Raw genomic sequence first — 16337 nt, forward strand, 5'->3', positions numbered from 1 at the left:
TAATGCTGCTACGCATATTATGCCTCGCCTTATCATGAGAATTATAAATAAATATTTTTTAAGAATAAGTAAGATCAAAATCAACCAACTAAGGTACAGCGTAACTAATAGGTAATGTCACATTTCCTACCACTGGTTCACCATTCTTAGTAAAAGGTTTGAATTTTCCAGAGCGTACTTGACGCTGCGCCTCTTTGTCTACTATTGAATTGCCCGAGGATTTAGCAACTCGCACACTATCGATACCGCCCTGTTTATTTACTCTCAATATCAATACGACATTAAAGGTATCACCAGAAAGGGCTCTACGTGAAGCACGCTCAGGAAAGCTAAAGTTCGGTGCGGATGCCCAATTTGCATTGCTAGCAGTGAAATTCACTGGTGTATTATTTGCTGCGGCTTTTGCCTCAGCGCTTACTCGTGCTGCAGCCTCAGCCGCTTCTTTCGCCGCCTTTGCTGCGGCTGCTTGTGCATCACGGGCAGCTTTAGCGTCTGCTATTCTTTTGGCTTCTGCAACCGCATTCGCATGAGCTTCTTGAGCTGCTTTTTCCGCTTGTGCTGCCACTATTTTACGCTGCTCATTAGCAGTTGATGTATCGATTATAGGCTCTGGTAACGGCTGTTGGAGTTTTTCTTTCGGAGCTTCTTTTTTAGGAGTCTCTTTTTTAATAATATCGGGCTTTTTTTCTTTTACTTTCACGATAGGTGATGTATCAGGTTTTTCATCTCTCACCACTGGCTCTATTGGTTTTGATGGCGTATCTACCTTAGCTTTAGATACTGGCTTAGCTTTCGGTACTGGTTCTTGTTCAGGTTTAGTTTTTTCCGTTGGTTGAGATTGTGCTTTTGGCTGAGGTTCAGGCTCTTGTTTAGCTGCTTGCTCTTTCGCTTCTACCTCAGCAATGGCATTTTGGGCAGGTAATGATACAAACTCAATCTCGATAGGTAGTTTTTCTTTAGACAGCTCAACTTTCGGTTCAGGCGTTTTTATTGCTACCAAAGCCACTGCCGTAAGCACGTGTAGTCCCACAACTATAACAACAGCTATGATTATCGATCTAAGGGGTGGCGCGTCTAAATCCGTTGAACTCATAACAGCCTAATATTTATATTTAATCGACGTACAATCGCGTTGATAGGATTACAATGGCGTAGATAATAATGCAAACGATAACTATTATCAATAACAAATTTAAATTATTTCTCTCATTGTCAAATCCTTTACAACCACTATTGTACGGCTATTTAACTAAAGAAAAGCTTTATTCTAGTTAAATTTTCCTACCCGAAACTCTATTCATCCAACAAATTACGGCTATCGAACAATAGCACTAAAAGACAATATTTATGAATTATCCTTGATAGTTAATAACAACCATTATCATTTATATTGATAATGAGTCTCAATTACTTTATCATAACCTCTAATTTACTATTCCGTCCTGCTAAAACTATAAAAACCAGTTAATAAAAAATAATAAATTGAATTAGACAAATCAGCGAGTACTGTATTAGCGTGCACAACAACGCTAAACAAGCTCTTTTTACTTTCCTATATTTGCAGTTACTTTACTAAAAGACTGCACAAACCCGTAATATACCGAGTTATTTATGCCTACTAACACCTTCTGCTCTAGCCGTTCTACTGCCTTTTCTTTTAAACGTCCACTATTGACTGTCATGATGACAGCACTAGTTGCCAGCATTGGCTTGACAGCTTGTTCGTCACCCGATTCTGAAGTAAATGATACTAAGGTGGAGATTAACACTGCTGATGCCGCCTCGAATGTCGCTAACAACGATGCTGTTTCAGTGGCTACCATTGAAGTGGGTACGGTCAAAGGCCCTGTAAGTCTAGCGATAAATCCATCACCATTGGTCGTTTATGATATGACCTTGATGCAAGATTTGGCAGCGCTGGATGTGGCGGTCGATGGCATGCCAAGTGGTCTACATTTAGACAATCTGCACTCAAAAACTCAGCCTGAGCCAAAATCAGTCGGTACGGTATTTGAGCCAGACCTTGAAGCGTTAAATGCCATGCAGCCACAAGCTATTTTGGTCGGCTCACGGATGGCAGAAAAATACGATGCGCTTTCAAGCATTGCGCCAACGCTTGATATGACCATTGATACGGCAAATATTTATGAGTCGAGCAAGCAACGTCTGCATGATTTGGGTGCATTGTTTGGTAAAAGTGATCAGGCAGCAAAACTGCAAGGTAATATCGACAGTCTCATTGGCGAGACCAAAGCCTTAACCGAGGATAAAGGTAAAGGCTTAGTGGTCATGGTGAATGGCAATAAGCTGTCCGCCTATGGTGATAAGTCACGCTATGGCTTTATTCATACAGTATTAGATATCCCGATGGCCGATGACAAAATCGCCGACGCACGTCACGGTCAACCTGTATCTTTTGAGTATCTACAAAAGACCAACCCTGACTGGCTATTCGTTGTCGATCGCAGTGCTGCAATTGGGGAAGATGGCGCTGGTGCCAAAGCGGTATTGGACAATCCATTGGTGGCGCAAACCAATGCTTGGAGTAAAAATCAAGTGGTCTACCTTAGCCCAGATTCTTACCTAGCATTCGGTGGTTACTATCAATGGATGCAAGATTTGACTACCATTAAAGATGCTTTTGCTAGCGCGAAATAGACCTGATAACGATACGAGCCATATTTCTTAATTACCCATTAATAAGCCAGTAGACGTTATGTCGTTATTTTCATCTCGCGCTCATGCCAGTGTCAAAGACAATCCTGCTTTGCCAGCTGCACCATCAAGTTGGCAAAAAAAGACCAGTAGTGGCCTGAGTCCTAAACATCAACGTGCCGCCATACCACCGTGGTTAATCAACACGGGTAGCCTCATTATCATGGGGCTTTTGGTGTTGTTAAGTTTATCGATTGGGGTGGCAGATTTTTCGTGGTCAGGTATCTTGCACAGCATTATTAATCATAGCGCCAACTCAGACAGCTCACTGCTATTGGTCAGCCGCATACCGCGTACCATTGCCATCATTTTGACTGGTATCGCCATGGCGGTTGCAGGGATGATTATTCAAGTGGTGCTAAAAAACCGCTTTGTTGAGCCGTCGATGGTTGGGGCGACTCAAAGCGCGGCACTGGGTTTATTGGTCGTCAGCTTGCTATTTCCTGCCAGTGCGCTCATTGTAAAAATGGGTGTGGCGACCATTACTGCAATGTTTGGCATGATGCTATTTATGCTGCTCATTCACCGTATTCCGCCGACTGATTTTTTGATGATTCCGCTAATTGGCATTGTCTTTGGCGGCATTATTGAAGCGGTGACGACCTTTATCGCTTATCAAACTGAATCACTACAGATGCTCAGTGTTTGGCAATTTGGTGACTTCTCTGCTGTATTAGCCGGTCGTTATGAGCTGTTGTGGCTAACCGGTGGACTGTGCGTGCTGGCTTATATCATCGCCGACAAGCTAACCATCGTCGGGCTGGGCGATAACATCGCGTTGAACTTAGGGATTAGTAAACGCCAAGTCACGTGGCTTGGCGTCGGTATGGTGGCAATGATGAGCGCTGTCGTTGTGGTAACGGTTGGTATGATTCCCTTTATTGGCTTGGTCGTACCCAATATCGTCAGCCGATTGATGGGTGACAAATTACGCCGTAGCTTGCCAGCTGTCGCCCTACTAGGTGCTTCAGCAGTACTGCTCTGCGATATCATCGGGCGCTCTATTCGCTACCCGTTTGAAGTGCCAGTCGCTACTGTCTTTGGTGTGGTCGGCACCGTAATATTTTTATGGCTGTTATTACGCGCGCCTGCTGAGCAATAATATATATCAATAAGACAGCTCCCTAATTGTTATTAACTCTTTTCTTAATTTATTCGTCCTGTTGTCTGCTTAGATAAGCTTGGCGTTGTTACTATTAAAGGTAGCATAGTAGGATTTATGTATGTTTTCACCGTCTAAGCATCGTCTTATAAATGACAGTTCTACAAAGTCTGGCTCGGCAGAAAAGAGTGTTCTAGAAAATGGCAGTTTTGAAAACGACAGCGATGCCAACACTTCTGCACAGAGTCATCTAGCACAACTTTGGGCATTTATCGTCAACCATCCAAAATCAATTGCCGCCATTATCTTATTGATCTCAATGACGCTGTTTTTGACGCTCAATGTCAACGGTTATTGGGATTTTGCCCTGCCGTTACGGGGCAAAAAACTACTGGCACTTATGGTGGTAGGCTATGCGATTGGCGTGTCGACCTTACTGTTTCAAACCCTAACGCACAATCCCATTTTGACGCCATCGCTATTGGGTTTTGACTCGCTCTATGTCTTGCTGCAGAGCTTATTGGTGTTCTTTTTGGGTGCGATGAGCTTTACCAGCATCAATCCTATTGCCAAGTTTACCCTTGAAATTGTCCTGATGTTTGGCGCGTCCCTACTGTTGTTTCAAGTGCTATTCTCAAAAAGCAGTCAGGATTTGACGCGGTTGATATTAGTGGGCGTCATCTTTGGCGTGTTGTTTCGCAGCTTATCGGCGCTGATTGCGCGCCTGATTAATCCTGATGATTTCGTCGTCGTACAATCTGCCAGTTACGCGCAATTTAATACAGTCAATCCACAGCTACTGGGTATCAGCCTCTTTATTTGTGCCATTAGCGCTGTGTTTGTTTGGCGCTGGCGTTATCAATGCGATGTATTGATGCTTGGTAAGGCGCAAGCGATTAACCTTGGTATTAATTATCAACGCTTAGCCTTTGGGCTGTTAACGGTCATTGCGGTATTGGTCGCCACGGCAACCGCTTTGGTCGGTCCGGTAACCTTTTTTGGCTTACTAGTCTGTGCGTTAACCAATCGCATTGCTCGTCATATGTATCATAGCGAACGCCTGATATTGGTTAGTTTGGTGGCGATGATTTGCTTGGTACTCGGTCAGACAGTGTTTGAGCAAGTATTGGGCATGGCAGGTGTACTGTCAGTGGTGATTGAATTAGCTGGTGGCTTAGTATTTTTAATGCTAATTTTCATGACTCAGCGTCGTTGATTACGGCTTATTAAGACTGCACGGATCAAAAAAATTTTAACGACAAGATATATAAATATATGCAGATGCTATTGGGATAAGTTTTTTGCAGCCTTTGTCTGCATCGGCACAGCAAGCGAAAAAAACTTATTCCAGTAGCGTTATAGCGTTTTTGAATCGGACCAACTGTATGATTAAACTCGATAATATCTCCCACCATATTGGCAAACAACAAATCCTGCATGACATTACCTTGTCTTTACCACCCTCACAAGTGATTGCTTTAATTGGCCCCAATGGCGCAGGTAAATCCACCCTGTTTTCAGTAATGGCACGACTGCAACCCCTACAGTCAGGACAGGTAAGTTTTGCTGTAGATAATGAGGAACGTGATATTGTTAGCTGTCATGTGCGAACCTTGTCTAAGACAGTAGCGATGCTCGGACAAGACAATCAAGTACAAGGGCGACTGCGTGTGCATGAGCTGCTGATGTTTGGGCGCTACCCCTATCATCAAGGGCAACCAACCGCAAACGATGAACAAAAAGTGCAGGATATTATTGAGCGCTTTGAGCTAGAACCATTAGCCAAGCGTTTCTTATCAACATTGTCCGGTGGTCAACGGCAACGCGTGCTGATTGCAATGATTGTTTGCCAAGATACGCCGTATCTATTGCTCGATGAGCCGCTGAATAATCTGGATATGTACCATGCTGGCCGCCTGATGCGTGAGCTGCGTGAGTTGAGTCATAGCCAGAAAAAGACTGTGGTGATCGTCCTACATGATATCAATCAAGCGGCACAATTCGCCGATACGGTGGTCACCATGAAAGCAGGTAAAGTAATGGCAGTTGGTAAACCTGCCGATGTCATCACCCAAGAGACTATGAAGGATTTATATAACGTCGATGTCTCAGTTCTTAGTCATCAGGGTCGTCCAGTGATTGTCGATACATTGTTATAGTGACGCTTCACCATAATTCCCATATATAGTTGGTTCAATATAAAAACGATACGCAAGACTGGTATAAATTTTTTGCAGCCTCTGTCAGCGTAGACACAGCAAGCAAGAAAAATTTATACCAGTCTGGAAATCTCACATAGCGTATCGGTTTCATTTGGTATTGGATATATGGTATCGCTGTTTGTGTTTGCGACTTATAGCCCTAACGCGGCATCTTCCCGCTTCACAATTTTATGCTCATCTTCACTGCTATCAAGCTTCCAATAACTTGAGATATAGAGATGGCTCTTAGTCACTTCTTTTTCTTTAAAATACCGTCGTAGCGCTCGCATACTATTAAACTCACATGCCGCCCACACTGCAGGTGTACCGGCTAACCAAGTAAGTGCTTTAATACGCTCAAGTATTGGGTAGTGGCTATCACTTGCCATTGCATTCACAACCCACTCAATCTCGATATTTTTTGGTTTTGTGAGAGATTGGATATCGTCCTCACTCAACACTTCTATGACCGCGTAGCCGACTGCATCCTCTGGCAGTTGTGCCAAATTAACCGTGATGGCTGGCAAAGCAGTCATATCGCCTGCTAACAAAAACCAATTCGCCTCATGATTGATGGTTTTCTTTGCACCTGGACCACCAATCAAAATAGTGTCACCGACTTGAGTCGTTTTGGCCCAGTGCGATGCTGGCCCTTCGGCACCTTTATGATTGAGACCGTGTAATACAAAATCGACATCCATCTCATCAGCGCGCTGCTGGATAATGGTATAGGTACGCATGATTGGTTTTTGCTCCTCACCCTGAGGAAACATCAATTTGATATAGGCGCTTTCTTGGTCTACTGGGAAGTTTTTCATCCCTTCCCCTCCCAAAGTAATACGGCGCATATTGGGTGTGATATCAGCGATACACTTTACTTCTAATACTCTTGGGCTAGGTTTGGACATTTTTAGATCCTTTTATTTATAAAGTTATATTTTTCTTTTAGATAAGATCGGTTTGAAGTGCTAGCTATTTTACACTAGCATTATGTTATGCACCTTCACGTGCACATTTCAATTAGGTCATGTTTACTTCAGCTTTCGCAACGCTTTGCCTCGTTGTTGCCGACCTTTCCACCACAGATAAACGCCAGTGCCTGATAATATCGTCACGACCAAACCTATCAGCGCTAAGAATACTTGATACAGTCGATGAGTAAGTTGTTCATCTTCGCCTTGACCAATATGTCCCATGTGTAGCGTTGATAACCATTGGTCTACTTTACTGCCGAATGAGCTTTGATAACCAAAATTAACGCGCTCAACGTTACCTGTTTGGGCATCGACAGTGATAGATGAGGCGCCGCTGTGGCTGCCAACATCCTTATCGGTTTTAAAGCGCATTTGCCATTGCTTGTCCTCTTCTACCCAGCGCAATCCCAATAACTGCTGGACGCTGACCCCATTTTTTTGCGCGGCAATATTCGCCTGCTTGCTAACATACTCAATACTATTGGCTTTATTCACAATAGCAGCAACACGTGTTTCATTACTAACTGGCGCAAAACTTGGCATGTCCTGCACGCTAGATTTATCTGGTTTATTTGACTCACCTTTTTCTCTTTCTTTACCTTCTTTGCTTTCAAGTCCAACCACTGCTTGCATCACCGGTTTATAAACTTGCTGCAAGTTAAAACCCACACTCGACCAAGCAATGACAAATAACATCAGCCAAAGCCACAATCCAAACGCATGGTGCAGATCATAGTTGAGCTTAAAGATATTGGTTTTTCTGCGGATTTTCCAAGCAGGTAGCCAACGCTTAAATAATGAAGCACGTTTTTTACTGACGGTTTTTTTATTAATATCCGAGTTGGCTTTATTAGACTTTACTGCCCGTGGAAAAGTAAGATAAAAGCCAATAAAGCAATTAAGCGTCCACACCAGCGCCACTAAGCCTAACAGCAGCCTACCGATATCACCTAGCAACAAATCACGGTGTAGCCAAAACACCTTCCACATGGTATTGCGCCATGCCCATTCATCCTTATTACGAGTACCGATAATCTCACTGGTAAAGGGGTTGATATAGACTTCTTGGAAAGGGGCTTTAGGCTGAGATTTCGCTTTAGGGCCTCTTACTCTATCTACCAAAAATACAGCAGATTTGTCAGGCGCTATCGAGGTTGGCATACTCGAAAATGTCTGTTTTGGATAACTTGTAATGACCTTGTCATGCAGCTCAGCGATCGATAATGGCGGCGTTCGTTGCGCTTCAATATGCACCAGCTCATGATTGAACATATCGTCCAGCTCGTCATAAAATGCTAGCAGCGCTCCAGTGAGACCAGCCATGATTAAAAAAGCGGCCATCGCAAGTCCGGTATAACGATGGATCCATAGACAGGTTTGGCGCAGATTAAATGAAAATAATGTCATTAGTCCTAATTCTTTATTAATTTATCATGTGATTGGTCATTAGAATGTAGCTGTTAATTGATAATTCTGCCAAGTTAAGAAGAAACCCGCATGAAAAAAGCCAGCTCTCATACAAAGACAGCTGACTTTTAAATATTACCAATAGCAGTTAGATTAGAACTGATACGTTAAAGAAGTTTTGATATTACGACCCATCTCAAAATCCGTGTAATTATCATCTAAAGCGTTGTTACGTGAGGCATGGCTGGCATAAGTTTCATCAAAGATATTGTAGACGCCTAATGTCGCTTTTAAGCCTTCAACCTGAGTTGGTGTATAGCTCATAAAGATATCATGCACGTCGTAGTTTGGTTTTTCGATATCATCTCCACTCGTATTAGGCGTCACTGAAGCAACATAGGTACTGCGCCAGCCAAGCTCTGTGGTGTCCGTTGGCGCGTAGCCAAGGTTGACCATGTATTTATCACCAGACTCAGAGCTACTACCGCTCACTGAAGCGATGTTATAACCGGTATTTTCGCCCTTACTGCGGGCACGCGCATAGCTGAGACCCATGTTAAAGTTATCTATTTTATAATCGGCTGCAAGCTCAACGCCTTTGATTTTAAAATCTTCGTCTTTGTTAATCACACCCTGACATGTCTCAGGGGAATCACTAGTACCTAGCTGTCCAGTTGTACAATTTAGACCCGTTCTACTGCCACCAGCACGGACAAATTCAAGGTAGTTTTCAATATTGGTCTCAAAGTATTTGGCACTCAGTCGTAGCGCATCATCAGCGCTAGTCAGACCGCGAAGCGTCGTCGCCATACCAACTTCAGCGTTCGAGCCTTCTTCTGCTTTGAGGTCATTATTAACATAGGTATCTTCACCATCTTGATTAAAGATAGCTTGGCTTAAATCTGGACCGTTAAACAGCTGCGTATAGCTGGCGAATACTTGCGTACGCGGTGCAATCTCGTAACTGGCAGCCAGTGCGCCAACGACATTGTCGTAAGTTTTGCCAGCCGATACAAATTCAGGAGACTCATAACGGTCATAACGTATGCCCGGCGTTAGGGTTAATTTACCCATCTGCCACTGGTCTTCTAAATATACTGAGGTGTTTTTTGCTTCATCAGTGCCAGTTTTGGCAGAGTTGCGCGCCATCTCTGACTCTTTTTTATAGTGCTCAACGCCAGCAATCAGCTTATGCGTCCCTGTGATGCCCGCGATGATAGCGTCATCAATAATACTGGTGTTTTGGATTTTAGCACCAGTGGTCTTAACGCCCGCTTCCCAATCATAACCTAGATTTTCGGTATAATCCGTATCCCTTGAGATACTCGTTTCTGTTTGATAAACATTGGTATCAACGTCTATTAAGCGACTCACTGGATTATAGCTATAATCTAGCGTATAAGTATCACGCTTTACTTTTTGCGGGAGAATCTCGTTCCAACTACCTACCCCTGAACTCGCTGGAAAATCAGGACGTAATGGGAATAAACCTTCGTTTTCGGTACGGCTAAAGCCAGCACCAACATGATGATCATCGCCAATATAGGCACCCGCTTTTAATAGGATGTTTTCGCCTTCGCTATCTTGGGTTTGAATCTCACGCCCCTTGCCATCTTCACCAGCATTGGCATCACGTTTGCCATAATAAGCAAGTAAGTCAACATTCTCTGTCGGTGCGCCATAGACAGTTGCTGAAGTGAGTATCTCGTCATTATTACTGCCATATCCTGCATGTAATTTGGCACCAATCTTTTGACCAGGTTTGAGCAAGTCTGCCGCATCGACGGTTTCAAAAGCCACACCGCCGCCAATCGCATCATTACCCAGCGTGACTGAATTATTACCCACCGATACATCTGCTTGTTTTAGTAAGTCTGGGTCAATCGTGACATCGCCCATATGATAAAACATCGCGCCTTCTTGACGCGCACCATCAATTGTTACTTTTAGATTGGTATCATCAAGACCGCGTACTCGCACACGCTGGTTCACCGATGAAGTACCACCGACTTCAACCCCTGGTATGACGTCCAAAAAATCACTTAAGTGGCTAGCTTGCGCGGCTGGCGTATAGTCATCTATGTAGACAGAATCTTCTTGTACACTATCACGGACTGAGCTATTGGCCGTCACAGTAATCGTCTGTAATGTCGTACTTGGCATATCTTTTACAGCAGCTGTACTGGCTGCTTGTGACCCTTGCGACCACAATACCGCTGCCACACCCATAGACAATACGGTCAATCGACTAGATAGCTTTGCTGGTTTTGACGACTTTGATAACTCTACTTCACGCATAACGCACTCACTTTAATTACTATCAGAATTGGATTTTTAAAAATCACTATTAAAAGCCATTTATCAACGGTCTTTTCCCAGAACTGCTTGTTTATACTTCTTAATGCTTTAACGTCATCTAGCGGCACATGCGAATCGCATTGCAAATGATAATGATTAGCATTTAAATTATGAGAGGCATAATAACGAAGTATTAACAATTTGGCAATAATTAATGTGAGAAATTTAGCATTAAAAATTCGCGCGCGTGTGTTTGTTACCTTAACCGCTTAATACTCATCTTTTTTAACAACTTTCCTCGAATAAATAAACGCAATAATATTAAAAAAAACGTTGCAATGCGTTACCCTTTCGCTATACCCTAATATAGCTGACCAAATAGTCAGGTTTTAAGATATGACGGTTAGTGAGATTAATAAATAAATAGTTGTTATCGATAAATAATGGCTGGCTTTTTTATTTATTAGCACAAGGATCAGTGCGACTCTTTGTCAGATAGATAGGCCATACGATTCGTTAGAGAGCTTTAAATGAATAGGGAGCTCTAACCCATATGTCTCTTGTATTGCTTAATATTACCGACAGAGATTGGACTAAAAGTCACTTTAGGAGGAAGCCAAAATGAGTGAACACACTCAAGGAAACCCTGATTTGTTATACGGACTGCATGAACGTCCTGCCCCTGCAAAAGCATTTTTGGGCGCGGTACAGCACGTACTAGCCAGCTTTGTCGGTATTATTACCCCTTCATTAATTATTGGCGGTGTCTTGGGTTTGGGCGAACACATCCCCTACCTCATCAGTATGTCTTTAATGGTATCAGGGGTTGCGACTTTCATTCAGACTCGCAAGATTGGCCCTGTCGGTTCTGGACTCATGGCTTTACAGGGCACTAGTTTTGGTTTTTTAGCTGCAGTATTAGCAGCAGGTTTTGTGGTAAAAAATCGAGGGGGTAGTCCAGAGGAGATTCTCTCTGTCATCTTTGGCGTCTCGTTTCTTGGTGCCTTCGTCGAGATTTTCTTAAGCCAATTCATTACCAAGCTTAAGTCTTTGATGAGCCCTATCGTTACTGGTTGCGTGATTGTCACTATTGGGCTGTCATTAACCAAAGTAGGTCTGACTGATTTGGCAGGCGGCGTTGGTGCTGAGGACTTTGGTAGTATGCAGAACCTACTACTAGGTGGCGGTGTACTGGTGAGTGTGGTGCTAATCAGTATTATTGATAATAAAGTTATTCGCTCTAGTGCGATCTTTATTGGGCTAATGCTAGGTTTGGTTGCAGCGATGTTCATGGGACGTATTGACTTCTCTTTAGTATCTGAAGCCCCCGTGTTTACTCTGCCTGTGCCCTTTAAATTTGGTTTTGGTTTTGACTGGCAAGCTTTTATTCCTATCGCCTTTATGTATATTATTACCAGTATTGAGACCTCAGGTGACTTAACTGCAACCTCAATGATTTCAGGTGAACCTATTAAAGGCCCACTATACGAAAAACGTATTAAAGGCGGTGTCTTAGGTGATGGGGTTAACTCATTGATTGCGGCGGTGTTCAATACCTTCCCAGTGACGACGTTTAGCCAAAACAATGGCGTGATTCAGATGACGGGCATCGCTAGCCGCTATGTTGGCTTTTATGTGGGTGCTATCTTATTCACTATGGGTATGTTTCCTATTTTGGGCGCTATCTTCACTCAATTACCAAAACCCGTCGTGGGCGGAGTGACATTACTGATGTTTGCAACGGTAGCGACCGCAGGTATTCGCATTCTATCAACCGTAGAATTTACCCATCGTAATATCTTAATCATTGCGACCTCACTAGGTCTATCAATGGGTGTTGCTTTTGTCCCCGATGTATTTGCCCAAACCCCTCAATTTTTCCGTAATATTTTTGGCTCAGCAGTTACGATGTCAGGTATCGTTGCTATCGCTCTCGATATGATCTTGCCAAAGAACTATGGTGTTGAATTTGATGAGCCAGAGCAACATGCTGATGAAAAGTTAAAGCCCGTGCGTGAATTGTCTCAGAGCGAAATTGAGATAGAAAGTCAGGCGTTGTGATTTGCCTATAATTTAATTGAGCGCAGGAAGAGTATCAGGAAGAGAATTTTTCTGCACCTCAATCACCACTTTAGCGATATAGCGTTAACAAAGCTACTATCGTTAAAGTGGTTTTGGCTATATAAAACAAGAGCCTTTACCTGCTGTTAAAGACCGCAGCCACGTAAAATGAACGGTACTAAAAACTCAGCCGCACGCGCCTCATCTTGTTCATCGTAGGCACTCTTTTGCATCAAGCCGACGATTTCTGTCTCAAACTCTGCATATCTCTGGGTCGTTGCCCAAATCAAAATCAATAATTGCAATGGATCGGCAATGCCAATTTTGCCCTGCTCATGCCATGTCTTCATCACCTCTATTTTATCAAGTGCCCACTCTTGCATCGTCGTTGACATAAAGTCATGTAGATGCGGTGCACCGCCAATGACCTCAAGCGCGAACAGCTTATGCCGATTTGGGTTTACAAATGCTTGATGCAACTTGGTACGCACAAACTTTTCGATAACGGCTTTAGGGTCACTATCAACCGTCATGGTGACCAGTCCTTCGTTCCATTCTTGAATAATAGAATGCAGCACCGCCTTGTACAGATTCTTTTTATTTTTAAAGTAATAATGAATATTGGCTTTTGGCAGCCCTGCTCGATCAGCGATACCTTGCATAGTCGCGCCGCGATAGCTTTGTAGGACGAACTCCTCTTCAGCTGCTGCTAGAATCAACGCTTGGTTTTGCGCACGAATATCTTGTTGACTACGATGGGCAGGTGCTTCAGGCGCAGGTGAGGTGTCCGCTTGGTTCTGTTGTGCCATAGTTTGAGCCATTAGGTATTGTTATTAATAAACAACCATATTCCAGTGAACTTATTAGGATAAAGCCCTAGTTTTTATGAAACATAGCAAGATAAATGGAAATATTTTGTATAAAGTAGTTGACCAAATGGTCAGGTTTAAGCAGAATAGATAATATCAGACCAATGACTACTCAAGCAATACTACTTTAGCACGGGTTTCGCATAGTCTTTATTTGATGGAAAAATATTATCCTATTGTCATAGATGCTTATGAACCTTAGGCTTCTATCTTACTAGAATTTTTGTATAAAAAGAAAAGGATGTAACCGTGAGCTTAACGTTACCGCAATTTAATGAACTATCTCAAGCCGATGCGACCTCACGCCTATTGACCTGTTGCACTAGCACCAGCTGGGCACATGACTTGGCAAACGCGCGTCCTTTTGCAGATATAGACACCTTGCTTGCCCGTAGCGATGGAATATGGCAACAGGCTCAAACGACTGAAGCGAATTTGCTTGAGGCGTTTGACGGTCATCCACAGATCGGCAATGTCGACTCGCTCAAAGAAAAATACCGCAACACTCAAGATAGTGCCGCGCATGAGCAGTCAGGCGCAAATGATGCTGAGGATGATGTGATTGCAGCATTGGCGCAAGGCAATCAAGATTATCTCGATAAGTTTGGCTTTATCTTTATCGTGTTTGCAACGGGCAAGAGCGCGCAGCAAATGCTGGATTTATTGTTAGCACGTTTGCCAAACGATCGTGCTACTGAGCTGGTTAATGCCGCTGCTGAGCAAAATAAAATTACGCGTTTACGCCTACAGAAACTGCTAGGCGCCGCTTAACGTAAACGCTGCCTTACTTGTTCAATATATAAAAGGAATTATCATGTCAGGTACTCTCTCATCACATATCTTAGATATCCATCTTGGCAAACCTGCCGCTGACATAGCGGTGACGCTACACAGCGTAAGCGCAAGCGGCAAGGCGTCACTATTAGCCAATGGCGTCACCAACGCTGATGGACGCGTGACACCAGATAGCTGGTCGTTTGACCCAACTATTGATATTGCTGAATATCACTTAGATGTTGGTCGTTATACCTTAACGTTTGATACCCAAGCTTATTTTGATGCACAAAATCTAACGGCTTTTTATCCGCAAGTAGTCATCGATTTTATGATAAGTGATAACGGTCACTACCATGTACCGCTACTACTTAGCGCACATGGCTACAGCACGTATCGCGGCTCGTAAATTTATTACGTCACAGTGTAAAAATACACTGGATGAAAGAACATTGGACAAAAGGACACTTGCCACATGGGCGCATATCTTCTCGATTGGTTAGCTTTATTTTTTCGCTGGTTTCACGTTATCGCTGGGATTGCATGGATTGGTGCGTCTTTCTATTTTGTTTGGTTGGATCTCAGTCTGCGTAAACCACCACAGTGGAAAGCCGATAAAGGTATCTCAGGCGACTTATGGGCAGTACATGGCGGTGGGTTTTATGAGATTGCTAAATACAAGCTTGAGCCTGAAGAGATGCCCAAGACCCTACACTGGTTTAAATGGGAAGCTTATACGACGTGGCTGACTGGTATGGCAATGCTTTCTATTGTCTACTATGCCAACGCAACAGCTTACCTAATCGATCCCAGCAAAGTCGCTTTTGGTAGCAGTATCGGTGCTATATCTACAAGCTTATTGTTCTTATTCGGCAGCTACTTTATTTATGAAGTGATTGTTCGCAGTCACTTAGGTAAAAACGCCTTTGTCTTTAGCTCGCTTATTTTTATATTATTAATTATCGCGACGTGGGGTTCTTATCAGCTGTTCAGTGATCGCGCCTCCTTCATTCATATTGGTGCCATTTTAGGTACGGTAATGGCGGGTAACGTATTCTTCGGCATCATGCCAGCTCAGCGCGCACTCGTAGATTGTGTGCGGCGCGGTGAAAAACCAGGTAAAGAAGTCGCCGACTTGGCACTACAAGCCAAAAACCGCTCGCTGATGAATAACTACTTTACCCTACCGCTCATTTTTACCATGATTAGCAACCACTATCCGATGATGTATTCTCATACACACGGCTGGTTGGTATTGGTATTTGTAGGGATTATTACTGCTCTTGTACGTCATTACTTCAACCAAAAACATTTAGGTAATACGCAAACAAAGTTCCTATGGATTCCTGCATTATTAACGGTGCTATTGATTATTTGGATGCGTCCAGCGCCAATCGAGCCATTACCTGCCGCTAGCGCTCCAGTCGCTGCTGCGCCTGCAGTAACTGACGGCATGCCACCAACTTCTAGTACTAATGCTAACAATGAAATAGCAGGTGATACGGCTGTTAATGCTACTGCTATTAATGAGACTGACAAGGCTGACTCTGATGAAAATGTCACCGCCGCAGCCATTCCAGTGGCGGCCTCAGCTGACGATGCCATTATGGATGTTGTGCACACGCGCTGCAGTACCTGCCATGCCGCACAGCCAATCCAGCAAGGCTTTGCTGCACCGCCAGCGGGTATTATCATCCAGACACCCGAAGACATGAAAATTCACAAAGCCAAAATCATCACTGCGGTACAAAGTGGCTATATGCCCCTAGGAAACCTCACTCAATTAACGGATGAAGAACGTCAGCAAATTGTAGCGTATGCTTCCGGATTATAAATGAGCATTCTAAACACAGATAAGTAAACACCAATCAAACAATTACCTTGACCAATGACCTAGACATCCTTAAAGTGTTAACAATAAACGTTATTAAGTGTT

At 43.4% G+C, this 16337-nt stretch carries 13 protein-coding genes; 8 read left to right on the forward strand and 5 right to left on the reverse strand.

What is annotated here, in order from left to right; genetic code table 11:
• Positions 1 to 88: 88 nt before the first annotated feature.
• Positions 89 to 1018, reverse strand: coding sequence for a TonB family protein (locus AK825_RS10170; protein ID WP_227514055.1), 930 nt, complete (start codon positions 1016 to 1018; stop codon positions 89 to 91).
• A 593-nt stretch (positions 1019 to 1611) separates the two neighbouring features.
• Between AK825_RS10170 and AK825_RS10175 the strand changes: the two genes are divergently transcribed.
• From AK825_RS10175 to AK825_RS10190, 4 genes are all read left to right on the forward strand, one after another.
• Positions 1612 to 2658, forward strand: a complete 1047-nt coding sequence (locus AK825_RS10175) for a siderophore ABC transporter substrate-binding protein (protein WP_068036941.1) — start codon at positions 1612 to 1614, stop codon at positions 2656 to 2658.
• A 58-nt stretch (positions 2659 to 2716) separates the two neighbouring features.
• Positions 2717 to 3817 carry an iron chelate uptake ABC transporter family permease subunit gene (locus tag AK825_RS10180; protein WP_149038759.1) on the forward strand — a complete coding sequence of 367 codons (1101 nt, stop codon included), beginning with the start codon at positions 2717 to 2719 and terminating at the stop codon, positions 3815 to 3817.
• A 121-nt stretch (positions 3818 to 3938) separates the two neighbouring features.
• Complete coding sequence (locus AK825_RS10185) at positions 3939 to 5033, forward strand: iron chelate uptake ABC transporter family permease subunit (RefSeq protein WP_082787228.1); 1095 nt, start codon at positions 3939 to 3941, stop codon at positions 5031 to 5033.
• A gap of 169 nt (positions 5034 to 5202) precedes the next feature.
• Positions 5203 to 5976 carry an ATP-binding cassette domain-containing protein gene (locus AK825_RS10190; RefSeq protein ID WP_068036944.1) on the forward strand — a complete coding sequence of 258 codons (774 nt, stop codon included), beginning with the start codon at positions 5203 to 5205 and terminating at the stop codon, positions 5974 to 5976.
• A 194-nt stretch (positions 5977 to 6170) separates the two neighbouring features.
• On the opposite strand, the gene AK825_RS10195 is transcribed toward AK825_RS10190, so the two are convergent.
• The 3 genes from AK825_RS10195 to AK825_RS10205 form a co-directional block, all read right to left on the reverse strand.
• Complete coding sequence (locus tag AK825_RS10195) at positions 6171 to 6926, reverse strand: siderophore-interacting protein (protein ID WP_068036947.1); 756 nt, start codon at positions 6924 to 6926, stop codon at positions 6171 to 6173.
• Positions 6927 to 7049: 123 nt separating this feature from the next.
• A complete protein-coding gene (locus AK825_RS10200; RefSeq protein WP_068036951.1) occupies positions 7050 to 8399 on the reverse strand; it encodes a PepSY-associated TM helix domain-containing protein in 1350 nt (449 codons plus the stop codon).
• A 153-nt stretch (positions 8400 to 8552) separates the two neighbouring features.
• Positions 8553 to 10697 carry a TonB-dependent receptor gene (locus AK825_RS10205; RefSeq protein ID WP_068036955.1) on the reverse strand — a complete coding sequence of 715 codons (2145 nt, stop codon included), beginning with the start codon at positions 10695 to 10697 and terminating at the stop codon, positions 8553 to 8555.
• A gap of 621 nt (positions 10698 to 11318) precedes the next feature.
• On the opposite strand from AK825_RS10205, the gene AK825_RS10210 reads away from it, so the two are divergent.
• Positions 11319 to 12758, forward strand: coding sequence for a nucleobase:cation symporter-2 family protein (locus AK825_RS10210; protein WP_068036957.1), 1440 nt, complete (start codon positions 11319 to 11321; stop codon positions 12756 to 12758).
• 146 nt (positions 12759 to 12904) lie between these two features.
• Here AK825_RS10210 and AK825_RS10215 read toward each other — a convergent pair whose 3' ends face one another.
• Positions 12905 to 13567 (reverse strand): TetR/AcrR family transcriptional regulator, encoded by a 663-nt coding sequence (locus AK825_RS10215; protein ID WP_068036961.1) that lies wholly within the window; start codon positions 13565 to 13567, stop codon positions 12905 to 12907.
• Positions 13568 to 13876: 309 nt separating this feature from the next.
• Here AK825_RS10215 and uraD point away from each other — a divergent pair, with 309 nt between their 5' ends.
• The 3 genes from uraD to AK825_RS10230 all read left to right on the forward strand — a co-directional run bounded on the left by uraD (position 13877) and on the right by AK825_RS10230 (position 16235).
• The gene (gene uraD, locus AK825_RS10220) at positions 13877 to 14398 is read left to right on the forward strand and encodes a 2-oxo-4-hydroxy-4-carboxy-5-ureidoimidazoline decarboxylase (RefSeq protein WP_068036966.1); all 522 of its coding nucleotides are present in this window, start codon (positions 13877 to 13879) and stop codon (positions 14396 to 14398) included.
• Positions 14399 to 14441: 43 nt separating this feature from the next.
• On the forward strand, positions 14442 to 14810 hold the full coding sequence (gene uraH / locus AK825_RS10225; RefSeq protein ID WP_068036968.1) for a hydroxyisourate hydrolase: 369 nt from the start codon (positions 14442 to 14444) through the stop codon (positions 14808 to 14810).
• Between the two features lie 66 nt (positions 14811 to 14876).
• Positions 14877 to 16235 carry a urate hydroxylase PuuD gene (locus AK825_RS10230; RefSeq protein WP_068036971.1) on the forward strand — a complete coding sequence of 453 codons (1359 nt, stop codon included), beginning with the start codon at positions 14877 to 14879 and terminating at the stop codon, positions 16233 to 16235.
• The last annotated feature ends 102 nt before the right edge of the window (positions 16236 to 16337 follow it).

It is taken from the genome of Psychrobacter sp. P11G5, assembly GCF_001593305.1.
Classification (GTDB): Bacteria; Pseudomonadota; Gammaproteobacteria; order Pseudomonadales; family Moraxellaceae; genus Psychrobacter.